A 24,709-nucleotide genomic window follows, 5' to 3' on the forward strand; every position below is an offset into this window, starting at 1 on the left:
CGCCTCTTGCTAATAGCTACCATCCATATACTGATCGATAAGCGCGTCGTCTTCAGTACTCTCTTTTGGTTTTGGCGGGGTAACTTCCGCTTTAAAGTTTTGATGTTGAATAAACATATCCCGAGTCAATGCATATGGATCAGGCGAATTGTTGATCATCGGCTCTTGGGATACTAATGCGGCTCTAGACTCCATACCTTGCAGCGCCCATTTGCCAACGGCTGCCCAAATATTGAGTAGCGACAAAGGTGCGTATAAATCGTCAACATAATCGGTTGATTCTCTTACTGTCCACGGCCCGTATCCCGGAACCATCACATAAGGGCCATTACCAACGTCATAGTGGCCTACCACATCGCCAAAACTTCTGTCGCCATAATTGGTGATGCCAGCTTCGCCAGCCACATCAATAAAGCCAAGTAGCCCAAGTGTGGTGTTGATCCAAAAGCGGTTGAAATGCGCCAGTGCTTGCTTGCCGTTACCCATCAGCAAGCTATTTATCATGCTTGATGGCTCATCTAAGTTAGACAAGAAATTTGAGATGCCAGTACGAACTGGTGAAGGAACATGATTCACGTAGGCTAAAGAAACTGGCCTGACAAAATATGGGTCGAGATAATTGTAGTTAATGTCCCACATTTCGCGGTTAAAGCCTTCAAATGGGTCACTCACATGAGTCCCTGATGAAGCTTGGTTAGTAGAATCGTCTGCTGTTTTATCTGGGCCGCTGGCGCAACCAGAGAGTGTGAATGCAAAGAGTAGCAGCAGCCATACCTTGGTTCGTCGAGTCTTCATTACACTTTTCCATAAAATAAAGACCGGTTATTAAACCGGCCTACTTATTTAAGATATATACCTAAACAACCTAAAAATCTACTGTGGTAATCAGAAGTTATTAGGTTACCTAAACTGTTTATCTATTATTATATTAATAGGTTGCCCTAATTTTACAACAGAGCTCTCACCATACCAATCCCCTTTCTTGGTCGACACATTCCCATCGGTATCGATTCTGGCTTTTACTATCACAGCGCTAAGATCTGATATTTTCCGGCCTTGAATCATGCTATTGCTATCATCAAGAACCATTTTCACCGGAAACTGACTAGCTGGATAGCGAGCAGCTGCTACTGGCATGGGCGCCCCATCGGGTGTATGGACAGAAACAATCAACACGGAATTAGGCTTGACGACTACACCCTGCCCAAGAGACACCGTCACGGGAACCGATTGGCTTATGTCCTTAGTCTTACCGGATATCTCTTGCTTGGCAAGCGCAATGCTTTTTTCTAGCATCGCGTAACGCTCATCTTCTGGGCTAATCAATCGCTGCATTTGCTGCCAATACTCAATTGCTCTTTGATATTGCTGGCCTTCAAACGCATCAAAGGCAATCATCGATAACACCTGCAAATTTGCGTAACCTTGCTCAATTAACCCCTGTAATAGCTTACGCGCCAAGTTATGATCGCTCTCTTCTTGCGATGTCATTAATGCCTGAGCGTATCCCAACTGTATGGTTGGACTGTTAGGGTTCATTTTGTAAGCACGCTGCATGGCATCAACGGCCGTATTGCTATCTCTACTAGCAATACCAATTTTACCCAACAGTAGCCATCCCATTGCGTCACCAGGCTGATAAAACAATCGAGTTCGAAGGGCTAGAGTGAGATCATTTAGCTCTTGCTCTGTCATTGGCTGACTAGATTCTGTCATCAATTTTTTCGACAATTCTGGTAACCGTGCGGATACCTGATGCCAATCCTGTACTTGCTTGAGACCGCCATAAACCAAATACAGGCTGTATGACACAACGACAACAAACACCATTGACAATACAATAATGGCTTTGGGTGCTGCATTGGGTGCTTTGCCAACAGAATATGTTTCCGGAATATCATCCAATAATGACTGCTTTAAGTCATTCACCATTTCCTGATTGTTTCCCACCAAACCAGCGTCGGCTTCTTGAGCCAACTCGCCAAGGCGATCTTTATAGAAAGCTTTATTTAACTCGTCTCGTGCCGCCTGATCTCTTACATCGCTTCTCTTAAACAAAGGAAAAGCGACAATTAGGCAGCCAAATAAAACGATAGCGACAGTCGCAAACCAAAATATAGCCATTACTCCTCTTCTCCTTTTTGCTTTTTATCGAGAAGTTCGTTGAGTTTGGACTCCTTATCCTCATCCCAACCGCCCACCTGAGTCGCTTTGGACATTTTTCGGCTACGTAACAATATCAAACCAAACCCTATAATGAGCACCAACCCAGGACCAACCCATAAGATTGCCGTGGACCAATTAAAAGGAGGATTGTAAGTGACAAAATTGCCGTAACGGGCAACCATGTAATCGACAATTTGCTGTTTAGACTGGCCTTCTTTTGTCATTTGGTAGACTTTTTGGCGTAAGTCTTGTGCAAGAGGTGCGTTGGAATCAGCAATGGTGTTGTTTTGACATTTCGGACAACGCAATGTATTGCTTAACTCTTGAAACTGTTTTTGTTGCTGCTGAGAATCAAAGTCATACACTTCAATTGCAGCGTATGAGATTGAGCTAAAAGAGACCCACACTAATATCGCCAACAGAAATTTTTTCATGACTGCGCCTCTGCCTTCATTTGTTCGTATATTTGCTTTAACGTGCCATTCCAGTTTTTCGGGTTTACATCGCCAATATGTCGATAACGAATAATCCCGTTAGCATCTATGAAGAAGGTTTCGGGTGCACCATATACACCAAGATCTAGGCCAAGCATTCCGTTCCCGTCATAAAGGCTGATTAAATAAGGGTTACCCAGTTTATTTAACCAATTGACCGCTTTCTCCCGCTGATCTTTATAGTCCAGACCAATAATTTTCACCCCTTGGCCTGCCAGTTCATTGAGATATTGATGCTCTGAGTAACACGTTGGGCACCAGGTTGCCCAAACATTAAGAAGAAGTGGCTCACCTTTAAATATACTCTGATCATACAACTTTCCTGGCTCGGCCAAATCCTCTAAACGAAAGTTAGGAACAGGTTTACCTATTAGCACAGACTCAAGCTTGGTGGGGTCATCCCCTTCTGAATTTCGGACCAGTTGAACAGCGAACACAGCAAAAAGGATTAAGAAAGCCGCTAAGGGGATAAAGAGTATTTTCTTATTCATGGTTACGCCTCCTGCTCTTGGGCTGCGATGTTAGCGGAAGCCTTTCTAAACCGGTAACGTTTATCACTTATCGCCAATCCTCCACCAATAGCCATGAGTAACGCGCCAGCCCATATCCAGCGTACAAATGGCTTATAGTAAATGCGCACCGCCCAAGATTTTCCATCGTCTAGCCGCTCCCCCATCGCAACATACAGATCTCGAGTAAAACCACGATCGATTGCCGCTTCTGTCATCATGGATCGCGCAGTGCGATAGAAGCGTTTTTCAGCATGCAGCGTATTCACAGGTTTACCATTATGAGTGACATTAAAGTCTGCGATGTAGCCATCATAATTAGGCCCATCATGATTACGTAAGCCAGCAAAATAGAAGTCATAACCTTCGATTTGGAAATGTTCACCCGGTGCCAATCTAACGTCTCTTTCAATGCTATAGTTTTGCACCATAGCAATACCAATGACGCTTACCGCCAAGCCGATGTGCCCCAGCATCATTGACCAATGACTACGCTGAAGTTTTCTCACACCCTGCCAAAATGAATGCCGATGCGTCGCCCTTTCATATAACTCAAAGCCATGCATGCTAATAATCCACAATGCCATGATCCAGCCTAGATAAGCCATAAACGTAAAGCTGTCCGCCAATAAAAAGACAAACAGAGCACCGCCTAAAAGAGCAATGGCCGCAGATACAATAGACGGTTTAACAAGCTTACTGAGATTATCTTTTTTCCAACGAATCAGCGGACCTATTCCTAATAGAAGTGTAAAGGGCACCATCAACCAGGCAAATAACATGTTGAAAAACGGAGCACCAATAGAGACGGAGCCAAGCCCGAGTTGTTTATGAACTAGAGGTAGCAGTGTACCGATGAGTACCACCACAAGGGCGGCAATAAGTATGACATTGTTACCTAGCAGGGCATTTTCTCTGGATACTAGCTCAAAGTTACTTTGCGCCCGGACCGCGCCACCCTTGAGGGCGAACAACAATAGTGACCCGCCAATAACCACAACCAAGAACGCCAAAATAAACATTCCTCTTGCGGGATCCGAAGCAAACGCATGTACGGACACCAAAATGCCGGAACGCACTAGGAATGTACCCAATAAACTCAGTGAAAATGCGGAGATGGCAAGCAGCACGGTCCAAGCCTTGAAGGTGCCACGTTTTTCAGTCACCGCCAAAGAATGCATTAGAGCGGTCCCTGCCAACCAGGGCATGAAAGATGCGTTTTCTACCGGATCCCAAAACCACCAGCCCCCCCAGCCTAATTCGTAATATGCCCACCAAGAGCCGAGCGCAATACCTAGAGTTAAAAACAGCCACGCGGCTGTTGTCCACGGACGAGACCAACGAGCCCAGGCGGTATCTAGTCGTCCGGTCATAAGTGATGCTATAGCAAAAGAGAAAGCAACAGAAAAGCCTACGTAGCCCATATACAACATTGGCGGATGTATGATAAGCCCCGGATCTTGAAGAAGTGGGTTGAGATCTCTGCCATCAACAGGGAAGAAAGGCAAAGTGCGTACGAATGGATTGGAGGTAACAATGATAAAAAGTAAAAAGCCAACACTAATCAAACCCATAATGGCGAGCACTCGCGCGACCGACTCTTGTGGCATTCCGCGACTAAATGTCGCGACGGCTATTGTCCAGGCCGCTTGAATTAATACCCATAAAAGTAACGAGCCTTCATGTGCTCCCCACACTGCCGTTAATCGGTAGTACCAAGGCAATTGGCTGTTGGAGTTACTCGCAACATATTGCAGCGTAAAATCATTGGTGTAAAACGACCAAAGTAATATACAAAAAGACAAAAGAATCAAAGTAAACATTCCAAATGATAACGGCCTTGCGGTAGCCATTAGCATTCGATTGTTCTTTGACGCTCCAACTAAAGGTAACACACTTAGTAGCAACGCCATTGAAAGCGCAACAATCAATGCAAATTGACCTACTTCAGCAATCATTGAACGCTTCCTTGTGTTTGTTGTGTTGTGTATTTGAGCGGTTGGTGGTTCTTTTTCATTGCTTCGGCAATCTCTGGTGGCATGTACTCTTCATCGTGCTTCGCCAACACTTCAAATGCCTCAACCGTATTGTCGTTTTTCAGTACACCTTGGGCCACAATACCTTGCCCCTCGCGAAACAGATCAGGTAGGATGCCGTTGTATGTCACAATCACTGTGGGGCCAACATCACGAAGCTGAAAACTGACCAACAAAGAGTTCGGATCTCTCTTAACTGAACCTGCTACCACCATCCCACCAATTCGTAATCTCTGGCCTACTTCTGGCTTAGTTCCATCTGGCTTTCCGTCTACAAGCTCAGTTGGCGTATAAAACAAATCCATATTTTGACTTAATGCGTACAATATTAAACCAACCGTCACTCCGACACCGATTATCAGAGACAACACAATCCCTAACCGTTTTTTTCTCCGTGGATTCATAAGGTGTTCTCCAAATCCTTCGCCGCTTCAATTCGAGCCAAGCGATCTTTCCTTTTTTTCACGTGCTTCAGGACACTATTTTGATGACAAATACTCACGATAAGAAGAAGCAACAAGGCACCAAATGTGATGGCAAATGCACTCCATACGTAAATGGCATACCCGCCCATGTTGATAAAATCATTCAATGTCTGAAAATACATTATTCGACTCCCTCACCAAGCTTATCCATTGCCAATTTCTCTACCCAAGGACGATGACTGTCTTGCGTTAAAATTTCACTCCGAAGACGAATCATGGTGACCGTGGCAAAAAAGAAAGCAAACCCCAAGATATTGAGCAAAAGTGGCCACAACATACCAGTTGCGATGGAAGGTTTATCAAATTTAGTAATGGTTGCGCCTTGATGAAGCGTGTTCCACCACTCTACGGAATAGTGAATAATCGGAATATTAACAACACCAACTAAGGCGAGAATACCTGCCGCTTTTGCTGCCGTTTTCTGATCGTCAAAGGCGTGATACAAAGCAATAACACCAAGATATAGAAACAACAAGATGAGCTCTGAGGTCAGCCTAGCATCCCAAACCCACCAAGTTCCCCACATGGGTTTTCCCCAAATAGCCCCAGTGACGAGAGCAATAAATGTAAAAACTGCGCCAATTGGTGCCATAGCCGATGCTGCTAGGTCGGAGGTTCTAATTTGCCACACCATCCCTATGAATGCCGCAATCGCCATCGACATGTACACCCCCATCGACCAAATGGCCGCAGGTACATGTATATAGATGATTCTAAAACTATCACCTTGCTGGTAATCAGCAGGGGCGAACGCAAGGCCCCATATTGTTCCTATTAATAAACACGCTATTGCCAACATGGCAAACCATGGCAAGAGCTTGCCACAAAGTCGATAAGCCGACTCGGGTTTAGCGTAAGGGTGTAACCATTTCCACATTGCTCGTACTCACTATTGTGTTAGAACATTCTGCCTTTGGCATTTAGCATGATCTTGTTATTAGGCAGACTATCCGTTTTGTTTTTATTTACTTAGTTTAAAAATACGTTATCCCTTAGAAAGCACGCTCATTAAGCGTCTAGAATCTTTGCTAGTTCACATTAACTTTTAACGCCGCAGCAATGGCGAAGGGTGTCAGCGTGATAGATCCCACTAGCATGGCTCCGAGTATGGCTATCTGACCGTTGTAGGCGATACCTAGAGAACCCGCTTCAATAGCCGATGTGGCGAATATCAAAATCGGCACATACAATGGAAGCACTAATAAACTCAGCAAGACTCCGCCTTTTTGCAACCCTACCGTTAGAGCCACACCTATTGCTCCAATAAAACTTAATGTTGGCGTTCCAATTAATAAGGTCCAAAAAGCCGCCAACCAGGTATTAAAATCAAGAGAGAGGAATATGGACAGTAATGGGCTAATCAATAGCAAAGGCAACCCCGTCAAAACCCAGTGGGCAATCACCTTTGCAATGGCAACCATTGGGATGGGAAGTGGCGTTAACATCATTTGCTCCAGAGAGCCATCTTGGAAGTCATCACGAAACAGTCGTTCCAGAGATAGGAGTGAGGACAACAATGCTGCCACCCAAATAATGCCAGGTGCAATTCGGGCAAGTAAACTGGGTTCAGGTCCAATTCCTAAAGGAAATAAGGTAATAACAATAATGAAGAACCAAAGAGGGTTAAAAATATCTGCTTGTCTTCGATAAGCAATTAATAACTCTCTGTGCACTACCGTCATCATTGCAGATATCATGTTAGGCCCCTAATTTTATTCTTCTGAGGTTGTCATATTGGGCAAACATGTCTTGATGAGTCGTCAGCAATACCATCCCTCCATTTTCGGCATGAGACAAAAATAAAGACTCTAGAACTTTTACTCCCTGTTTATCGATAGCAGTAAGTGGCTCGTCTAGAATCCAAATTTTTTGATTGCTCAACCAAAGCCGAGCAAGGGCAACTCTGCGCTGCTGACCTGCAGACAACTGTGATACGTGCATGTCTTCTCGTCCAGCCAATCCAACTTTGGTCAAGGCGTGATAAATATCTTGTTTGCTGGTTTTGTGCGATGAGTGGATAGCAAGGAAAAAGCGTAAGTTTTCATACGCCGTAAGCTCTTTCTTAATGCCAGTATGATGGCCTAAGAAAATCAATTGCGAGTAATAATCGTCTCGCGAGGATTTGATTGACTCTCCATTCCAATAGACATCACCAGACTCATAGTCAGCTAGACCTGCGATGATCCTCAATAGTGTCGTTTTTCCGGCACCATTGCGGCCTTCAACTTGAACTATTTCTCCAGCATCGATTTGAAATGTCAATGCTTCAAATAGAACTCTGTCATCTCGAATCGCAGTGAGTTGATTTACGTCTAACATATTCCATTACGTTGATAATTTGAGAGTATTTTGTGGCAGCACGTTGGCAATTTCTTGCCCTCGAATGTCCGCCCTAGTCTATCACAAACAAGTTGTGACTACAGTGAGTCACAACCATTCTCAATCACGAAACTTAGTAAGAATATATTAACGTTTATACCCAAGTTACTTTTAGATGCAGGATTCAGAGCATATTGAACATGAAACAACCACGCGTAACTCTAAGTCCGCCGGGTTTCGATTATATAGGGGAAGGGGTTCTGCGATTTGATACCACTCAAAATATATAGCGTTATTTTCTACCGGCCGCCCTTTTTCTGATTTTTGATGTTTTCTCTGGACTACTTTCCAATGGTGGGATGTGTTCTTTGCCAGCAATTTTTTTTTGCAGCGACATCATCAGCTCAGCTTCCGCTTTAGGAAGCTCACACTCTTCGATAAGCTCCTCGACATCGGCACCCAGACGAACCATTTTGGTCGCTCTTGAGTATAGCCGACCATCGTTGTCGTCTTGCTCAAGCTCCACAATACGTTCATTTAGATGTTGGATGATTTCTTGTTGCTCAGTCACCTTTTGCCCAAGACCAACGACGACAGAACGCACCTCGAGCAACTGTTTGTTGGACTTCTTAAGCTCTCTATCTAGCGAACGTACTTGCTGCCGACTTGCGTCAGCCACTGACACAAGTTTTCTTTTCAGTTTATAAATTGCTAACACCAGTAGCAAAACAACCAAGACTGCAACTCCAGCCAAACCTGGAGCACTTGTTATAAACGACATAATCATTACAGGTGAGCCATTTCATCCCACTCTTCATCAGATAGAAGTTTATTCAGGTCAACCAATATCAATAACTTGCCCTCGCGGTTACTGACCCCTTGGATAAATTTCGCACTTTCATCAGTACCCACACTTGGCGTCGTATCGATTTCTGAAGAGCGTAGATACACAACTTCGGCAACGCTATCGACTAAGATACCAATGACTTGACGTTCAGATTCAATGACGATAATCCTCGTATTGTCAGTGATCTCCCCATCAGTCAGGCCAAACCGTGAACGAGTATCAATAACGGTAACCACATTACCCCGAAGGTTGATAATTCCCAGAACGTAGTTTGGTGCACCTGGTACGGGTGCAATCTCAGTGTAACGTAAGACTTCACGAACCTGCATTACGTTAATTCCGTAAGTCTCTTCCTCTAGTTGGAACGTCACCCACTGAAGCACTTCGTCGTTAGACTGGTCTTTCCTTACTTCTACTTCGCTTGTTTGAGACATACCTTTTCCTCTCTCGTCGTTGCCGACCTATTCCCTATTCTTCGAGCGCTTTTACATCGAGCCCTGCATTAAGCATAGCTATCAATGCTTCAACATGTATTAAAGCGCACATTTTTTCTTTTACCATACCCGCAAGCCATGGGCGTTTTCCTGCTTGCTCACGCCAACGAACCTTGTCTGAGTTAAGTATTTCAGTACCTTTAAGCTGAGTGCTCGCTAACCCCCAAAGGCTACTACCAAGCATTACAATATATTGATAGTTGTCTTTATAGCTTTCATCATGCAGTTTCTCTGCCATGACCCAACGAGCGGTATCCACTACATCTAGTTGGTTTTCATTGTTTGTCAGCAAACCTAAATACCATTCTGGACGACCAATAAGATGGTTGAGCTCTCCCATTTTATGGATGCCACCCAGTTCATCTAGTGGAACAGCAAAGGTAATGGCATTCACTTCAAAATATAACACCTGAAAGTCTTCCGACCTGACTGTATTGTGCCATTCCTGTTCCGTTCCATCTCCAGCCTGAGTCTGCGGCTCCGAAACAACTTCAGTCTCTAGTTCAACGTCGACGGTTTCGACTACAACCTCTTCAACAGCAACGACATCATCTTCTGTAATATCAACTTGTAACGCTTCTAACGTTTGCTCAATTGCACTGTCAGATGCCTCAGACTCTAACTGTTTTTCCTCTTTAACCTGCTCGTCAACTACCGTTTCTACAATTGTATCTACTTGCGGTTTGCTGGCTGCTATCTGATCCGTGTTTTGTTCTAAAATTTCTTCTAGGTTTAACTTATCAACTATGTTTTCCGTTTCTAACTGTTCGAGTAACCTCTCCACATCTTGAAGGTTTGGTACATCCGCGTCATCATCTGGCTCATTAAAAGAAGATTGACTCTCTTCTATAGGTTGCGGTTTTAACTCATAATTTTCTGCAGGTGTTACCGCTTCTACTGGCCTTTCTTTAATGTTAACAACGGTCTCCTCGTCCAATAAGGATGAGAAATAATCATCCAGAGCTTGTTCACTTGATAACCAAGAGTCATTGCTCATCAAATGCTGACCTCTCTAAGAATATAAGTAATTGCTTATAGGCAAACACACCTCGGCTACCCGCCGCAAAGTGTGACACTGGCAAATGTTTTAAGCTGGCATCGCGAAATTTAGTATCAATAGGTACCGCAGATTTCCAGACCTGTTCAGGATAATCTTTTTTAAGCTGTGTCAGGGTTTTAAGCGAAGCGTTGGTTCGCTTGTCATACATGGTCGGAACAATAGTCACCCTGAAAGGCTGATGTCGAGATTTTTGCATGATAGCTAACGTGCGAATCATTCGCTCTAAGCCTTTCATCGCCAGAAACTCAGTTTGAACCGGGACTAAAATTCGATCGCTTGCTGCAAGCGCATTGACCATCATGACCCCCAAGATCGGTGGGCAATCGATAAGTACGTAATCGTACATCTCACTTAAACACTCTAAAGAGCGTTTCAAAATGAGCCCCATTCCACTTCGATTGCCCATCACTCTATCTAGCGTAGCAAGTGACATATGGGCGGGAATAATATCAATTCCCTCGACATTGGTTTCGCTAATCAAAGGGGTGATTAGCTCCGTGGTAAAATCTCGGAGCTGAAATAAATCGAATAAACTTGCTGGCACACTGTCAGGGTCATATCCCAAATAGGTGGTTAATGAACCATGGGGATCGGTATCAACCAACAATACCCTCTTTCCTTGCTTACTTAGTAAACCCGCAAGCGTGATGGTTGTTGTCGTTTTTCCCACACCACCCTTTTGGTTTGCTACACTCCATACAATCATTGCTGTACCTCTATGTTAGGCCAACTTCAACCAACATACGCTCTGCGATACGATCTAACGGGAGATCCTCAGTAGAAATTCCCGCTTTAGCGACCGCTTGTGGCATACCATAGACAACACAGCTCTCCTCATCCTGAGCCCAAATGGTTGCGCCTGCCGACTTTAACATGCGAGCACCTTCTCTTCCGTCTGCTCCCATGCCTGTTAAAATCATCGACAGTACCTTATCCGAGAATATTTTCGCGGCTGAACCGAATGTCACATCGACACACGGTTTGTAGTTCATTTTCTCACCGCCATCAATGACTTTGAGTTTGGTAGAGCCTGGCCTACCATCAAACATCATTTGTTTACCACCAGGTGCTAAGTACGCCACTCCGGGACGTAATACATCACCATCTTGAGCTTCCTTGACTTCGATCTTGCATAGCGTATTTAACCTGCTCGCAAATGCTGCGGTAAATGCGGCTGGCATATGCTGAACAAGAACAATGGGATGGGGGTAATTGGCGGGTAATTTAGTTAGAATCTTTTGTAAAGCGACCGGTCCACCTGTCGAGGTTCCGATTGCGGTTAATTTGTAGCTTTTGCCACTAGAACGAAAACGCTGAGCAGAGGACGCGTTAAACTTGTTCGGTTTTGCCGGGCTGCTAGCTGGCTTCGGAGGCGGAGTGGGTTGCTGACGAGTGGCTTGAGGTGCTGAAACAGGACGCCTTATTGAGCGGCGTTTACTGGCAATTTGAATCACTCTCTGCTGCAATAGAGTGACCGCTTCATCTCGGTTTCTTGAAATGTCTTCAAACTTTTTCGGTAGGAAGTCTAATGCCCCAGCATCCAGGGCATCTAATGTGGCCTTTGCGCCTTCATGGGTAAGAGACGAAAACATCAGAATTGGCACAGGAGATTGCGCCATGATTTTCTTTACCGCAGTAATGCCATCCATCACTGGCATCTCAATATCCATGGTAATGACATCAGGCTCTAACTCAATAGCCTTATCGACCGCTTCTTTGCCGTTGGTGGCGACACCAATAACTTCTAGACGCGATTCAGAGTTAATGATTTCACTCACACGACGACGGAAAAAACTTGAATCATCAACTACTAATACCTTAATCGCCATATATGTCCTTTTCAATACAGTCCAAGTTAGACTCTAGACGCTGCAGCGTACTGCTTAAGTAGATCTGGTACATCCAAAATTAGAGCAATATGACCATCACTCGTAATCGTCGCACCAGCCATGCCTGGTGTGCCTTGCAACAAATTGTCAAGAGGCTTAATCACCACTTCTTCTTGCCCAATCAAGGTATCAACCACAAAACCAACGCGCTGACTTCCTAACTGAACAATCACTACATGACCATGACCTTTTCGTGCCTCAACAACACCTGCTTGCGGTGCTAACCAGTTCTGTAAATAAAATAATGGGATAGATTTCTCTCGTACAATAATGGTGAGCTGGCCATCAACCACGTTAGTTCGACTTAGGTCAAGGTGGAAAATTTCGTTAACACTCGCAAGTGGCAAAGCAAATGGGTTGCCCGCTACTCCTACCATCAAGGTAGGCAAAATAGCCAGTGTCAATGGCACTTTGATGGTGATCTTAGTGCCTTTGGTCAACTCAGAATCAATATCGATTGAACCGTTAAGTGTATTGATGGCCGTTTTCACCACGTCCATACCTACACCCCGCCCTGAGATATCAGATATCTGTTCTTTACTGGAGAAGCCGGGCATAAAGATGAGGTTAAAACACTCTTTATCGGTCAGCCTAGACGCCGCATCTTCATCCATAATGCCACGCTTGACGGCAATACCACGTAGCTTGTTTGGATCCATACCGCCGCCATCGTCGACAATGGACAATTCAATGTGGTCACCTTCTTGCGAAGCTGAAAGAATAACTTTACCGCCTCTTGGTTTACCCGCCGCTACTCGATCTGCTGGCATTTCTATACCATGGTCTACCGAGTTGCGGACCAAGTGAATCAGCGGATCCGCTAGAGCTTCAACCAAGTTTTTATCAAGGTCAGTGTCCTCACCACGCATTTCAAGGTTAATTTCTTTGTTTAAGCTTCTTGCAAGATCCCGTACCACTCGAGGGAAGCGACCAAATACTTTCTTGATTGGCTGCATTCGAGTTTTCATCACCGCGCCTTGAAGGTCCGCTGTAACAACATCTAAGTTTGATACCGCCTTCGCCATCTCTTCATCATTACTATTAAGGCCAAGGCTGAGTAAACGGTTTCTAACCAGAACCAATTCACCGACCATATTCATGATAATGTCTAATGTAGACGTATCGACACGAACGGTTGCTTCAGCTTGTGGTTTTTTCGCTTGGGCGGGTGGTGACGCTTCGGCACTTTTTGCAGGAGGCTTCGCACTGTCTTTCGCTGGCGCTTTAGCCGGTGCTTTTGCAGCGGGTTTAGCGGCGGCTGGCTTGTCTTTCGGTTTGGTTTCTTTTGCCGCTGCGGGCTGTGCTTTTTTGCTTTCTTTTGCTGGGCTTTCAACGGGCTTAGTGGCCGCTTCCAGCTCTTCAACAGACGGCCCTTTTCCTGAACCGTGTAAATTGTCTAATAATGATTCGAACTCATCATCGGTCATCAGCCCATCGTCACCACCAGTAGGGGCAGGTGCTGGTTTACTTGACGCTTCAGCGGGTTTCGATTCCTCCGAAGGGGGTGAGGGAGGAGTATCTACCGATGGGCCTTTCCCTGAGCCATGAAGATCATCAAGGAGTTTCTCAAATTCATCATCGGTAATATCACTGTCTGGATCAGGAGCAGCTGCGGTAGAAGCGGCTGGGGATGGCGCCTCCGTTTCTGTACCTGGCGCGGCACCTTGCCCATGCAATTCATCGAGCAACTGCTCGAATTCATCTTGGCTAATTTCATCGATGGAATTGGGATCGACATCGGCCGATTCAGCCGCGGGCTGTGCGGGTTCTTCTGGCGGCTCTTCCACAACGGGGGCTTCAGCTACAGGCTCAGGCGCTGGCTCTTCTTCAACTTCAGCGCTAGTTTCAGGCTCAGCCTCGTCTTCAGACTCTGGTTTACATAGTCGATGCAACTCTTCTAACAACGCTGGGTCTGCTGGCGTCAGCTCTTCTCTATCTTGAACTGCTTGGAATTGCTCATTAACGGTGTCCAATGCTTGTAGCATGGTATCCATCAAACCTGCCGTCACCGATCTTTGTCCATTACGAAGAATATCGAACACGTTTTCCGCGCCATGACAGGTATCAACTAGCTCAGTTAAGGCTAAAAACCCTGCTCCACCTTTTACCGTGTGGAATCCGCGAAATATAGCGTTCAATAAGTCTTTATCTTCGGGATTATTTTCTAGTTCCACCAGCTGCTCAGATAACAGCTCAAGAATTTCACCAGCTTCTACTAAAAAATCCTGAAGAATATCTTCGTCTAAATCGTAGCTCATACACTTCCCCTAAAAACCAAGACTTGACAACAAGTCATCGACTTCGTCTTGTGATGAAACCGCATCGGCTCTTTCTTGAGGATTGAGAATAGGTCCTTCTGCATCAATCGAACTTTTCTGTTTCTTCCCTGCCGATTCTTCCAGTTGGCTCGCTCCAAATACGGTGAGTATTTCTACTAACCGTCCTTCGACTTCATTGACCAGAGTGATAACTCGGCTAATAATTTGCCCAGTCAAATCCTGGAAGTCTTGAGCCATCAGAATTTCTGTTAACTGTCCTCGTAGCTCCGAGCTATCTCCTTCTACTTGCCCCAGTAGCCCGTCTATTCGGTGACATAATGCTTTAAATTCCGCTAATTCTATACGCCCTTTCATCAGCTGATTCCATTGTGGGCGTACTTTTAATAAACCCTCATGCAGGTTATCTGCAATGGGCATACAACGATCAACCGCGTCCATGGTTTTGTTCGCTGCTTTCTCCGTTTTATCTATAACATATTGAAGGCGATCTCGAGCGTCGGGAATTTCGTCGTTGGCGATTTCGTTCATCCTGTCATCAAGGCTGAACTGTTTGAGAGATTCGTGTAAGTCGCGAGTCAACGTCCCTATTTCTTGAAGCATAGGGCTAGAAACTGAGCCCTCATAAATTTCCGTTACAAAAGAGTCCGCTTCTTTTTGTTTTTCATTTTCTAACAGCTCAACCAGCTGTTTTGCCTGTTCTAATGAAATCATCCTTAATTGGCCTTTCCGCGCGTATTAAATTAATCCGACTATCACCTCGGGCTATAAACGCTCAAAGATTTTATCTAATTTTTCTTTAAGAGTAGCCGCAGTAAAAGGCTTCACGATATAACCGTTAACACCAGCTTGAGCCGCCTCTATGATCTGCTCTCGCTTTGCCTCGGCCGTAATCATTAAGACGGGCAAGTGTTTCAGCTCATCATCTGCGCGAATATTTTTCAGCAAGTCAATTCCTTGCATACCTGGCATATTCCAGTCTGTGACCACAAACTCGAAGTCACCTTTTTTGAGCATTGGCAATGCCGTTAAACCATCATCGGCCTCTTGGGTATTATTAAAGCCCAAATCACGAAGTAGGTTTTTCACAATACGGCGCATTGTTGAAAAGTCATCAACAATAAGGATCTTCATGTTTTTATTCAAAATTGCCTCCACTGAGTTCGATGTCAGTGTTTTTATTCATGTTCAGTCCATGCACTAAGTTTAGCGCGTAGACGCTGCATTGATTGGCTTAGTATCTGACTAACGCGAGACTCGCTAACCCCGATTACCTCACCAATTTCCTTTAAGTTTAACTCTTCATCGTAATAAAGCGAAAGTACTAATGCTTCTCGCTCTGGTAACGTTTTTATCGCCTCAATCAAAGAGGTACGAAAAGACTCATCTGCGACCCCACGGAAAGGAGAGCTATCCTCTTCCTCATCCACCGGTGAAATAGCATCATCAGAAATACCTAAATCTTCGATACCTACAAGCCTTGAGCAATTGATATCCGTCAATGCATTATGGTACTGCTCCAAGGTCATTTCTAGATGCGCCGCCACTTCAGCATCTGTTGGGTCTCTATTGAGCTCTCCTTCAAGTATAGAGATTGCTTGGCTTATTTCCCGATTGTTTTTGTGAACTGATCTAGGAACCCAATCTCCACGACGTATATCATCAAGCATAGCACCTCGAATCCGAATACCCGCATAGGTATCAAAACTCGCCCCTTTGGTACTATCATAGTTCTTTTGCGCTTCAAGCAGGCCTATCATGCCTGCTTGAATCAAATCATCAACTTGAACACTTGGTGGCAAACGACCCAGTAAATGGTGCGCAATACGCCTTACTAACACCGAGTATTTTTCTAAAAATGCTCTTTGGTTCGTTTGTTTTGCATACTGGTCATATGTCAGCGCTTTATTCACCAAAAGGTTCCTCTAAGGTCTCAGTCCTATTAAGTAAGCGTTCTACAAAGAACTCAAGATGTCCACTCGGTGTTTTAGGAATTGGCCATGTTAAGGCCTTATTCGCCAATGATCCTATCGCGAGAGAAGCGGGCGAGCGAGGAAAAGCATCCACGACAATCTTTTGTTTTTTAACAGCTTGGCGTACTTTATCATCCAATGGAATACATGCTACGAGTTCTAAACTTACATTCAAGAATCGCTCTGTGACCAATGTCAATTTTGCGAACAATTCCCTACCTTCACGATAGCTCCTAACCATATTTGCTACAATTTTAAATCTCTGAACTTGATGGTCCTTACTCAATAATTTAATCAAGGCATAGGCATCTGTGATGGATGTTGGCTCATCACACACCACCACAACCACATCTTGAGCGGCTCGAGAAAAACTCACCACCATGTCAGAAATCCCTGCTGCAGTATCAACCAATAAGACATCCATTTCGTCTTCTAAGCTACCAAATGCCCGTATCAATCCAACATGCTGTGCATGACTCAGTTCTGTCATCGCTTGTGTGCCAGAAGTTGCCGGGATAATTTTAATGCCAAATGGCCCCTCAACAATGGCATCGCTTAGTTCACACTCACCTTCTAGTACGTGGCCTAGATTCTTTTTGGGTCGAATACCTAACATAACATCAATATTGGCAAGCCCTAGGTCTGCGTCAAGGACCATCACTTTCTTACCTTGCTTAGCCATGCAAATTGCTAGCCCTAGTGTAACGTTCGATTTTCCAACACCACCTTTGCCACCTGTAACAGAAATGACTTTGGTAAGAGAGGGTTGAGTTAAACGACGTAAGCCGCTTGCTTGGTCATGTATCATATCGTTTGTCATAATTATATGCCGGTTAGAACCCTTCTACTTCACTGTTCCAATAATGAGGTTCGTTTTCAGTCGACTTTTCTAGCAACTCATTTGCTTTAGCCACCATATATTTCGGCTGTGCAATCACAATATCCTCTGGGACTCGCTGTCCATTGGCCACATAAGCCACGGGCAGTGCATTTTGCACAACGACACTGAGAAATTCTCCAAGGCTGAGCGATTCGTCTAACTTGGTCATAATGCATCCGGATAACGGAATTCTTCGAAAATGTTCGATTGTTTCTTGCAAAACTTTACGTTGTGCCGTCGCAGGCAACACTAAATAACTGTGAATCACTTCTCCACTTTCCTGCATTAAGGTATCTAGTTGCTCTGACAAGCGAACATCTCGCTGCCCCATACCTGCCGTATCCACCAGCACGAGACGGCGATTGCGTAATTGATAAATTACATCGGCTAACTCTTTGGAATCTTTAGCAACTCTTACCGGGCAACCCATAATTCTTCCGTAAATTGATAACTGTTCATGCGCCCCAATACGATAGGTATCGGTTGTCACTAAAGCGACATTATCCGAGCCATACTCCATTGCGGCTCTCGCCGCCAGTTTTGCGATAGTTGTAGTTTTGCCGACGCCTGTTGGCCCTAGTAGAGCAACCACACCACCTCGTTTTAAAATATCTTGTTTCGTTATTGGGATTTGATCAGAGACTAAGCCCAGCAACGCCTTCCATGCTTTGGGCGGCGGCGTATCTTCTGGAATATAGCAGGCTAATTGGTCAGCTAAATCGAGGGATACGCCCATTCTTTCCAATCGTTTGATCAGCATAGCACGCAGAGGTTCACGACGTTCAACTTCCTGCCACATCAGTCCCGATACCTGATGTTCTAACAGCCGACGTATGGATGTCATTTCTTCTCGCATCTCCTCCAATTCATCATTACCGATGGTTGGTTCAGGTGGCTGTTTGCGGTCATAGCGTGTCGGATCAAGTTTGGGGGTAAATGGACGAGAGTCGCTCTTTCTATCTTCAGCGATTAATCGAGCCAATGGCGAGCCTTCTTTTACTTTCATGGCGTTGTCTGAGCCATTTCTAGCGTTGGACTGTCGCTCCATTAGCGCCGCCAACGAATCTTGTTCGTCAAATTGGCTTTCCGCCTCAGATTCTTGTCCATTTTGCGTATACTGCTGAAGCATAGACGCAAAGCGTTTTGTCATTGAGGGTGCCGCTTGCGATTTCCCTTGTAAGCTCACTCGATCCCCTTCGAGCTGTCGAGGACGAGAGGCCGTCACTGCGCTGGTATTTTGCTTACTGTTTGCTTGGTGAGACTTAGAGGTATTTGCCGATGTTGCCGCTCGTTTAGTGGCCCCAGACGCATTGCTAGCTACCTGCTCTCCATCTATCGCCGCAACGACTTCAACGCCACCAGCAACTTTTTTATTCGACATTATGACCGCGTCAGAGCCCAACTCCTCTTTAACCTGAAGTAGTACTGTTCGCGTATCCTTGGCAAAAAAGCGTTTGATTTTCAAAATAAATATCCATTTCTACGTTGATCGATAGGAGAGTCTAGATTGTTTAAAAACTAGTTACCCACCGCCTGCACTATCCGAATCTGCTTTTCATCAGGTATCTCTTGATAGGATAGTACTCGCAGCGAAGGAATCGTATTTTTGACAAATTTGGCTAATGTTGAGCGCAATACACCTGATGTTAACAATACCGCGGGTTCGCCTTTTAGCTCTTGCTCCTGAGTCGCCTGACTGAGAGAAGCCTGTAACCTTTCTGCGAGACCGGGTTCGATTCCAGCCGATTCACCTCCTGCTGCCTGCATAGTCTGATGCAATATTTGTTCCAGCTCAGGTATCAGCGTAATTACTGGCAACTCAGGCTCTATACCATTGATTTCTTGTACAATTAATCGTTTTAGAGAAATTCTAGCGGCCGCGGTTAAGATGTCAGGTTCTTGACTTTTACTGGCGTATTCCGACAGCGTTTGGATGATGGTTCGAATATCTCGAATGGGGATAGCTTCATTGAGCAAGTTTTGTAACACTTTCACGACTACCCCAAGTGATAATTGGTCTGGTACAAAGTTCTCAATCAATTTAGGAGCACTGCGACCCAGCATCTCCAGTAGATTTTGTACTTCTTCATGACCTAATAGCTGTGAAGCGTTGTTGGTCAGCAGTTGGCTTAAGTGAGTCGCAAGTACTGTCGAAGAGTCCACCACGGTATAGCCTAACGCTTGCGCGTGCTCTCGTTGTTCTTCCCGAATCCACACCGCTTCTAATCCAAACGCCGGATCGACCGTTTGTTCTCCTTCAATCATTCCGTAGACTTGCCCAGGGTTGATGGCAAGCTCTTGATCGGGTCGAATTTCAGCTTCACCGACCGCCACTCCCATTAAGGTGATTCGATAACTATTTGGTGTCAGCTCCAAATTATCTCGAATGTGCACGGCTGGAATAAGAAAGCCAAAATCTTGAGAGAGCTTCTTACGCACCCCTTTCACCCTTTCTAAAAGCTCACCACCCTGCTCTCTGTCCACTAGAGGAATCAGTCGATAACCTACTTCCAAGCCGATAATATCAACCGGCTGGACATCGTCCCATGATAGCTCTTTCTGTGGCGCGGTTTCTGACTCAGTAGTCGCCGGGGTTGCGGGCTCTTCTTTGGCTTTCTTCTGTTTGCGAATCAGCCAGTAAGAAAGCCCTCCGGCAATGGCAGCCAGCAGCAAAAATGCAAAATGAGGCATCCCTGGCACTAAGCCTAATACACCCAAAATGCATGCCGTAATAACGAGCGCTCTCGGGTTATCAAACATCTGAAAAGCGACCTGCTGCCCCATGTCTTCTTCAGTATTCTGCCTAGTCACCATGATGGCAGCGCCGATGGACAAGAGTAGCGATGGTATTTGTGCCACCAATCCATCACCAATGGTCAATAAGGTATATATGCGTATCGCTTCATTGAAATTCAAATTGTATTGCAACATACCGATGGAAAGCCCACCGATAATATTAATAAATAGGATTAGAATACCTGCAATTGCATCCCCTTTAACGAACTTGGAGGCACCGTCCATCGAGCCGTAAAAATCTGCCTCTTTAGTCACTTCGAAACGCCGGGTTCGTGCTTGCTCTTGATCGATAAGTCCAGCATTGAGATCAGCATCGATAGCCATTTGCTTGCCCGGTAAGGCATCCAAAGTAAATCTTGCACTCACCTCAGAGATTCTTCCCGCACCTTTCGTCACCACCATGAAGTTGATGATCATCAAAATTAAGAAGACGACTAGGCCCACGGCGTAGTTGCCACCGATAACCACACTACCGAATGATTCAATGACTTTACCCGCAGCTCCTGGCCCTTCGTGACCATACAACAAAACCACACGAGTAGAAGCTACATTCAAGGCCAAGCGAAGTAAGGTAGAAATCAAGAGAACGGTTGGAAAGGCGGCAAAATCTAATGGACGTCTTGTATAAACAGTGACTAAAAGAATCACCATGGCCAGAGCGATGTTGAAAGAGAAAAACAAATCGAGAAGAAACGCAGGAATTGGCAATACCACCATAGCTAGGGTTGCCAATACCATAATAGGCGCACCAATCGCAGGCATTGCTCTCTGCGGGAGTGGTGGTAACTTGTCTGCAAACGGTAAAGAGAACTTCATAAGCGAATTTAAATAAATTCTTCAGCTTTGAATAGGTTAGCTTATGAATGCAATTATTAGTCCAGCCTATATGTCAAATTACTGGCTCTTCTACATTGATCTCTTCAGTGTCTAGCTAGCGTCACCGGTGCAAATGCCACAATACCTCACCGGATCGCGTTGCTGGATCAAATTCAATACACACCAACCCAGATGTAGTAAACATTGGGGGAGCAATCGTCGGTACAAATTCAGAGGTCAAAAAGCCCACTAGTGGCAGATGAGAAACAAGGAGTAGGCTTTCAAGTTTTTGTACTTCTACTAGGGCTTGAACATACTCGAACACATCGCCAGATTCACCATAGGGCGTAATACCTTTGCAAGTTTCTTGCTTTGTATAATCAAACAAATGAGAAATCGCTTGAAAAGTCTGCTGAGCACGAAGGTAAGGGCTTACTAAGGCCAAATCGACATGACGAAGTCCATGTTTTACTCCATCAGTCATCACTGACACTGAGTCTTGCTTACCTCGTCCAGTCAATGCACGCTCCGCATCACTTGGCGCTCGATTTTCTGCTTCCCCGTGACGCATAATATAAATTTTCATTGTACAATCCTAAATGCTTATGACTAAGTTAGTCACGCTGGGTCCAACGTCTTTACGTCGTTATACCAAGAAAAATTAACTCGTCATATAGGTTTGAGCTCTCATATAGACACGATAATAGCAATCCGTCTTGATAAAGGTTCAGAGTTTAATAACAATCTACTAATACTAAAGACTACAAACCAAGTAAAATCTATCTTATCTACTCGGGTTTGCTGCTCCTGATTCTACACGGAATATTCGCAGCGAAATACTTCACCGTCTTACATATAAATGATTTTCTTCGGAGATACACAGTGCACATAAGCCCAAATGATAAAAACAGCTATAGATACATAACGTTAGACAATAATCTACAAGTATTGCTGGTCTCCGATGGTGCTGCAAGAAAATCCGCCGCGGCCTTAACGGTAAACGTTGGCCATTTTGACGACCCGAATGACAGAGAAGGTTTAGCTCACTTTGTCGAGCATATGTTGTTTCTCGGCACAGACAAGTACCCACAATCTGGTGAATTTCAATCCTACATAAACCAACAAGGTGGCACCAACAACGCTTGGACAGGCACAGAACATTCCAGCTTTTTCTTCGATGTCTCAGCAAATGCCTTTGAACGATCCTTGGATAGATTTAGTCAGTTTTTTATCGCACCTCTTTTTAACCCTGAATCTCTAGAAAAAGAGCGTCAAGCCATAGAATCAGAGTACAAGCTGAAGTTAAATGACGATTCGCGCAGGCTCTATCAGGTACACAAAGAAACCATAAATCAAGCGCACCCATACGCCAAATTTTCTGTAGGTAATACAGAAACACTTAGCGATCGTGATGGCGTATCCATTCGCGATGAAATCGTTGATTTTTATTTTCAGCAGTATTCTGCCGATCTCATGACCCTCACCCTTGTGGGAAATCATTCTTTAGATGACTTGCAAAGCTGGGCAAAAGAAAAGTTCAGCGCTATACAAAACCATAATTTGCGAGGGAAAAAGGTAAACGCGCCATATGTCAATTCAGAACATACGGGCGTCGTGATTCACGTTGAGCCTATCAAGGAGATACGCAAGCTCATATTAACCTTTCCCCTTGATAATTTTGACCAAAGCTATCGAACCAAGCCTTTATCATATTTTGCTCATTTGGTGGGTTATGAAGGAAAAGGCAGCCTCACCGCAGCGCTAAAAAGCAAAGGTTGGGTAACCTCACTTTCAGCAGGTGGTGGGGCAAGCGGCAGCAATTATCGTGAATTTACCGTTAGCTGCACTCTGGAGCCTCGTGGTTTAAATCATATTAATGATATTGCTCAGGCGATTTTTGATTATATCCGCATGATCGTACAACAAGGTATGGACCAATGGCGTTACCAAGAAAAAAGCGCCGTTCTCGAATCTGCATTTCGATATCAAGAAGCATTTCGCCCTATTGAGTTAGCGAGTCATCTTTCAGTGAATATGCAGCACTACGATGCCGAGTACTTTCTCTATGGCGACTACATGATGGAGGAATATCAGCAGGCTCAGTTAATTGAAAGCGCGAAATACTTTGTTCCTGACAACTTAAGAATGACCGTCATCGCCAAAGACCAAGATTTTGATAGAACGGCTAAATGGTATTTCACACGATACTCCATACAGAAGTTATCTGATGAAAGCAAAAGCTTTTTTAGCCAAGCTAGCCACCTTAATTTTTCATTACCAGATAAAAACCCTTTTATTGCGTATGATTTCGAACCCAAAGCAGTAGAAAAAATAACCGATCATCCAGAAGTCATCGAAGATCTTCCCGGGTTTCGATTATGGCACCAGCAAGATGATAAATTTCAAGTCCCAAAAGGCGTGATTTACATCGCTATCGATAGCCCGGTCGCGGTCGCAAATCCACGTAATATTGTGAAAACGCGCCTATGTGTCGAAATGTTTTTGGACGCTTTGAGTGATGACACTTATCAGGCAGAAATCGCGGGAATGGGGTATAACTTGTATGCCCACCAAGGCGGGGTCACTCTGATCATTTCTGGATTTGCACAAAAACAGGCAGAGCTGTTAACGTTGATTCTTCGCCGCTTCAGCATACGCAACTTTAAAGAAAACCGATTTAATCTCATCAAAGAGCAAATGCTACGCCGATGGAGCAATGCCCAAAAAGACCGCCCGGTATCCCAACTGTTCAATGCCATGACGGGAATTTTGCAACCCAATAACCCACCATTTCACACTTTAATTAGGGAGTGTGAAAGCATCGATATGGCCGAGCTTCCCCCTTTTGTTGACTATATTCTGGCGGAACTCCAAGTAGAAATGTTCGTTTATGGCGATTGGACGAAAGACGGCGCGCTTGAGCTTGGAAACGACCTAAAAGATGCGTTAAGAGTCGCCAACCAAAAATATGAAGAATCATTCCGCCCTCTAGTAATGCTGGGCAAAAACGGAACCTTTCAACATGAAGTGACATGCAATCAAAATGACTCTGCGATTGTGGTCTACTACCAGTCTGAGCACATTGATCCGCACAACGTTGCTTTGTATTCCCTTGCTAACCACCTCATGTCAGCTACGTTTTTTCATGAAATCCGAACTAAGCAGCAATTGGGTTACATGGTAGGCACAGGAAATATGCCGTTGAATAGACATCCCGGCATCGTTTTATACGTACAATCTCCCAACGCGGCACCTGTTGACCTTATTCGTTCGATTGATGAGTTTCTCAACGCCTTCTACATGGTGCTGCTCGAACTCAATGAATATGAATGGCACAGCAGTAAGCGAGGCTTATGGAACCAGATTTCTATCCCAGATAAAACCCTACGAAGCCGAGCTCAAAGGCTCTGGGTGGCGATTGGTAATAAGGACTCACATTTTGATTATCGAGATAAAGTACTTGAGGAGCTCAAAAACCTCAGTCGTAGTGACATGATCCGCTTTGTCGTCAACGAGCTTAAGCCCAGAACGGCAAATCGACTTGTTCTGCATACGCAGGGACAAGCTCATGTCGATGCAGAAAAACTCAACATTGGTAATGAAATTGGCTCAATTGAAGAATTTCAACTTCGGCCGAAAGACTACGACCTCGGTTAAATATCGTTCACT

The 24,709-nt window shown here is 44.8% G+C and carries 24 protein-coding genes; 1 reads left to right on the forward strand and 23 read right to left on the reverse strand.

Annotated elements, in window-relative coordinates; translation table 11 throughout:
- Nucleotides 1–9: 9 nt before the first annotated feature.
- From M9194_RS10290 to sixA, 23 genes are all read right to left on the reverse strand, one after another.
- Nucleotides 10–795 (reverse strand): MlaA family lipoprotein, encoded by a 786-nt coding sequence (locus M9194_RS10290; protein ID WP_250612553.1) that lies wholly within the window; start codon nucleotides 793–795, stop codon nucleotides 10–12.
- A 105-nt stretch (nucleotides 796–900) separates the two neighbouring features.
- The gene (ccmI, locus tag M9194_RS10295) at nucleotides 901–2,124 is read right to left on the reverse strand and encodes a c-type cytochrome biogenesis protein CcmI (protein ID WP_250612554.1); all 1,224 of its coding nucleotides are present in this window, start codon (nucleotides 2,122–2,124) and stop codon (nucleotides 901–903) included.
- A complete protein-coding gene (locus tag M9194_RS10300) occupies nucleotides 2,124–2,600 on the reverse strand; it encodes a cytochrome c-type biogenesis protein (RefSeq protein ID WP_250612555.1) in 477 nt (158 codons plus the stop codon). Before M9194_RS10300 ends, ccmI begins: the two co-directional genes overlap by 1 nt.
- Entirely contained in the window at nucleotides 2,597–3,151 is a 555-nt protein-coding gene (locus M9194_RS10305; RefSeq protein ID WP_250612556.1) for a DsbE family thiol:disulfide interchange protein, read from the reverse strand. The genes M9194_RS10300 and M9194_RS10305 overlap by 4 nt, the downstream gene beginning before the upstream one ends.
- Before the next feature lie 2 nt (nucleotides 3,152–3,153).
- Nucleotides 3,154–5,127 (reverse strand): heme lyase CcmF/NrfE family subunit, encoded by a 1,974-nt coding sequence (locus tag M9194_RS10310; protein WP_250612557.1) that lies wholly within the window; start codon nucleotides 5,125–5,127, stop codon nucleotides 3,154–3,156.
- Nucleotides 5,124–5,609, reverse strand: a complete 486-nt coding sequence (ccmE, locus tag M9194_RS10315; RefSeq protein ID WP_250612558.1) for a cytochrome c maturation protein CcmE — start codon at nucleotides 5,607–5,609, stop codon at nucleotides 5,124–5,126. The genes M9194_RS10310 and ccmE overlap by 4 nt, the downstream gene beginning before the upstream one ends.
- The gene (gene ccmD / locus M9194_RS10320; protein WP_250612559.1) at nucleotides 5,606–5,812 is read right to left on the reverse strand and encodes a heme exporter protein CcmD; all 207 of its coding nucleotides are present in this window, start codon (nucleotides 5,810–5,812) and stop codon (nucleotides 5,606–5,608) included. The genes ccmE and ccmD overlap by 4 nt, the downstream gene beginning before the upstream one ends.
- Nucleotides 5,812–6,567 (reverse strand): heme ABC transporter permease, encoded by a 756-nt coding sequence (locus M9194_RS10325; RefSeq protein WP_250612560.1) that lies wholly within the window; start codon nucleotides 6,565–6,567, stop codon nucleotides 5,812–5,814. The genes ccmD and M9194_RS10325 overlap by 1 nt, the downstream gene beginning before the upstream one ends.
- Nucleotides 6,568–6,718: 151 nt before the next feature.
- Nucleotides 6,719–7,387, reverse strand: a complete 669-nt coding sequence (gene ccmB, locus M9194_RS10330; RefSeq protein ID WP_250612561.1) for a heme exporter protein CcmB — start codon at nucleotides 7,385–7,387, stop codon at nucleotides 6,719–6,721.
- 1 nt (nucleotide 7,388) lies between these two features.
- Nucleotides 7,389–8,009 (reverse strand): cytochrome c biogenesis heme-transporting ATPase CcmA, encoded by a 621-nt coding sequence (gene ccmA, locus M9194_RS10335; protein ID WP_250612562.1) that lies wholly within the window; start codon nucleotides 8,007–8,009, stop codon nucleotides 7,389–7,391.
- A 292-nt stretch (nucleotides 8,010–8,301) separates the two neighbouring features.
- Complete coding sequence (locus M9194_RS10340; RefSeq protein ID WP_250612563.1) at nucleotides 8,302–8,796, reverse strand: DUF2802 domain-containing protein; 495 nt, start codon at nucleotides 8,794–8,796, stop codon at nucleotides 8,302–8,304.
- Nucleotides 8,796–9,290, reverse strand: a complete 495-nt coding sequence (locus M9194_RS10345) for a chemotaxis protein CheW (protein WP_250612564.1) — start codon at nucleotides 9,288–9,290, stop codon at nucleotides 8,796–8,798. Before M9194_RS10345 ends, M9194_RS10340 begins: the two co-directional genes overlap by 1 nt.
- Nucleotides 9,291–9,324: 34 nt before the next feature.
- On the reverse strand, nucleotides 9,325–10,347 hold the full coding sequence (locus M9194_RS10350) for a chemotaxis protein CheW (RefSeq protein WP_250612565.1): 1,023 nt from the start codon (nucleotides 10,345–10,347) through the stop codon (nucleotides 9,325–9,327).
- Nucleotides 10,337–11,116 carry a ParA family protein gene (locus M9194_RS10355; RefSeq protein WP_250612566.1) on the reverse strand — a complete coding sequence of 260 codons (780 nt, stop codon included), beginning with the start codon at nucleotides 11,114–11,116 and terminating at the stop codon, nucleotides 10,337–10,339. The genes M9194_RS10350 and M9194_RS10355 overlap by 11 nt, the downstream gene beginning before the upstream one ends.
- Nucleotides 11,117–11,126: 10 nt before the next feature.
- Nucleotides 11,127–12,239 (reverse strand): protein-glutamate methylesterase/protein-glutamine glutaminase, encoded by a 1,113-nt coding sequence (locus tag M9194_RS10360; RefSeq protein WP_250612567.1) that lies wholly within the window; start codon nucleotides 12,237–12,239, stop codon nucleotides 11,127–11,129.
- A gap of 26 nt (nucleotides 12,240–12,265) precedes the next feature.
- On the reverse strand, nucleotides 12,266–14,557 hold the full coding sequence (locus tag M9194_RS10365) for a chemotaxis protein CheA (protein WP_250612568.1): 2,292 nt from the start codon (nucleotides 14,555–14,557) through the stop codon (nucleotides 12,266–12,268).
- Between the two features lie 9 nt (nucleotides 14,558–14,566).
- The gene (locus M9194_RS10370; RefSeq protein ID WP_250612569.1) at nucleotides 14,567–15,289 is read right to left on the reverse strand and encodes a protein phosphatase CheZ; all 723 of its coding nucleotides are present in this window, start codon (nucleotides 15,287–15,289) and stop codon (nucleotides 14,567–14,569) included.
- A 51-nt stretch (nucleotides 15,290–15,340) separates the two neighbouring features.
- Entirely contained in the window at nucleotides 15,341–15,709 is a 369-nt protein-coding gene (gene cheY, locus M9194_RS10375) for a chemotaxis response regulator CheY (RefSeq protein WP_139281707.1), read from the reverse strand.
- 44 nt (nucleotides 15,710–15,753) lie between these two features.
- Nucleotides 15,754–16,488 carry an RNA polymerase sigma factor FliA gene (locus M9194_RS10380; RefSeq protein ID WP_250612570.1) on the reverse strand — a complete coding sequence of 245 codons (735 nt, stop codon included), beginning with the start codon at nucleotides 16,486–16,488 and terminating at the stop codon, nucleotides 15,754–15,756.
- Nucleotides 16,481–17,368: a MinD/ParA family protein gene (locus tag M9194_RS10385; protein WP_250612571.1), complete on the reverse strand. Its 888-nt coding sequence runs from the start codon at nucleotides 17,366–17,368 to the stop codon at nucleotides 16,481–16,483. The genes M9194_RS10380 and M9194_RS10385 overlap by 8 nt, the downstream gene beginning before the upstream one ends.
- Before the next feature lie 13 nt (nucleotides 17,369–17,381).
- Entirely contained in the window at nucleotides 17,382–18,893 is a 1,512-nt protein-coding gene (gene flhF / locus M9194_RS10390; protein WP_250612572.1) for a flagellar biosynthesis GTPase FlhF, read from the reverse strand.
- 53 nt (nucleotides 18,894–18,946) lie between these two features.
- A complete protein-coding gene (gene flhA, locus M9194_RS10395; protein WP_250612573.1) occupies nucleotides 18,947–21,040 on the reverse strand; it encodes a flagellar biosynthesis protein FlhA in 2,094 nt (697 codons plus the stop codon).
- Between the two features lie 121 nt (nucleotides 21,041–21,161).
- Nucleotides 21,162–21,626, reverse strand: coding sequence for a phosphohistidine phosphatase SixA (sixA, locus tag M9194_RS10400; RefSeq protein WP_250612574.1), 465 nt, complete (start codon nucleotides 21,624–21,626; stop codon nucleotides 21,162–21,164).
- A 296-nt stretch (nucleotides 21,627–21,922) separates the two neighbouring features.
- Between sixA and M9194_RS10405 the strand changes: the two genes are divergently transcribed.
- Nucleotides 21,923–24,697 (forward strand): insulinase family protein, encoded by a 2,775-nt coding sequence (locus M9194_RS10405; protein WP_250612575.1) that lies wholly within the window; start codon nucleotides 21,923–21,925, stop codon nucleotides 24,695–24,697.
- Nucleotides 24,698–24,709: the final 12 nt, after the last annotated feature.

It is taken from the genome of Vibrio sinus, assembly GCF_023634645.1.
Lineage (GTDB): Bacteria > Pseudomonadota > Gammaproteobacteria > Enterobacterales > Vibrionaceae > Vibrio > Vibrio sinus.

Excerpts from the sequence above, each read along its gene's own strand:
- M9194_RS10300 (WP_250612555.1), bottom strand. The coding sequence starts at position 2,600 with ATGAAAAAATTTCTGTTGGCGATATTAGTGTGGGTCTCTTTTAGCTCA.
- ccmD (WP_250612559.1), bottom strand. The coding sequence starts at position 5,812 with ATGTATTTTCAGACATTGAATGATTTTATCAACATGGGCGGGTATGCC.
- M9194_RS10350 (WP_250612565.1), bottom strand. The coding sequence starts at position 10,347 with ATGAGCAATGACTCTTGGTTATCAAGTGAACAAGCTCTGGATGATTAT.
- ccmB (WP_250612561.1), bottom strand. The coding sequence starts at position 7,387 with ATGATATCTGCAATGATGACGGTAGTGCACAGAGAGTTATTAATTGCT.
- M9194_RS10325 (WP_250612560.1), bottom strand. The coding sequence starts at position 6,567 with ATGTGGAAATGGTTACACCCTTACGCTAAACCCGAGTCGGCTTATCGA.
- ccmA (WP_250612562.1), bottom strand. The coding sequence starts at position 8,009 with ATGTTAGACGTAAATCAACTCACTGCGATTCGAGATGACAGAGTTCTA.
- sixA (WP_250612574.1), bottom strand. The coding sequence starts at position 21,626 with ATGAAAATTTATATTATGCGTCACGGGGAAGCAGAAAATCGAGCGCCA.
- M9194_RS10355 (WP_250612566.1), bottom strand. The coding sequence starts at position 11,116 with ATGATTGTATGGAGTGTAGCAAACCAAAAGGGTGGTGTGGGAAAAACG.
- M9194_RS10360 (WP_250612567.1), bottom strand. The coding sequence starts at position 12,239 with ATGGCGATTAAGGTATTAGTAGTTGATGATTCAAGTTTTTTCCGTCGT.
- flhA (WP_250612573.1), bottom strand. The coding sequence starts at position 21,040 with ATGAAGTTCTCTTTACCGTTTGCAGACAAGTTACCACCACTCCCGCAG.
- M9194_RS10345 (WP_250612564.1), bottom strand. The coding sequence starts at position 9,290 with ATGTCTCAAACAAGCGAAGTAGAAGTAAGGAAAGACCAGTCTAACGAC.
- M9194_RS10290 (WP_250612553.1), bottom strand. The coding sequence starts at position 795 with ATGAAGACTCGACGAACCAAGGTATGGCTGCTGCTACTCTTTGCATTC.
- ccmE (WP_250612558.1), bottom strand. The coding sequence starts at position 5,609 with ATGAATCCACGGAGAAAAAAACGGTTAGGGATTGTGTTGTCTCTGATA.
- M9194_RS10340 (WP_250612563.1), bottom strand. The coding sequence starts at position 8,796 with ATGATTATGTCGTTTATAACAAGTGCTCCAGGTTTGGCTGGAGTTGCA.
- M9194_RS10370 (WP_250612569.1), bottom strand. The coding sequence starts at position 15,289 with ATGATTTCATTAGAACAGGCAAAACAGCTGGTTGAGCTGTTAGAAAAT.
- ccmI (WP_250612554.1), bottom strand. The coding sequence starts at position 2,124 with ATGGCTATATTTTGGTTTGCGACTGTCGCTATCGTTTTATTTGGCTGC.
- M9194_RS10305 (WP_250612556.1), bottom strand. The coding sequence starts at position 3,151 with ATGAATAAGAAAATACTCTTTATCCCCTTAGCGGCTTTCTTAATCCTT.
- M9194_RS10365 (WP_250612568.1), bottom strand. The coding sequence starts at position 14,557 with ATGAGCTACGATTTAGACGAAGATATTCTTCAGGATTTTTTAGTAGAA.
- cheY (WP_139281707.1), bottom strand. The coding sequence starts at position 15,709 with ATGAAGATCCTTATTGTTGATGACTTTTCAACAATGCGCCGTATTGTG.
- M9194_RS10385 (WP_250612571.1), bottom strand. The coding sequence starts at position 17,368 with ATGACAAACGATATGATACATGACCAAGCAAGCGGCTTACGTCGTTTA.
- M9194_RS10310 (WP_250612557.1), bottom strand. The coding sequence starts at position 5,127 with ATGATTGCTGAAGTAGGTCAATTTGCATTGATTGTTGCGCTTTCAATG.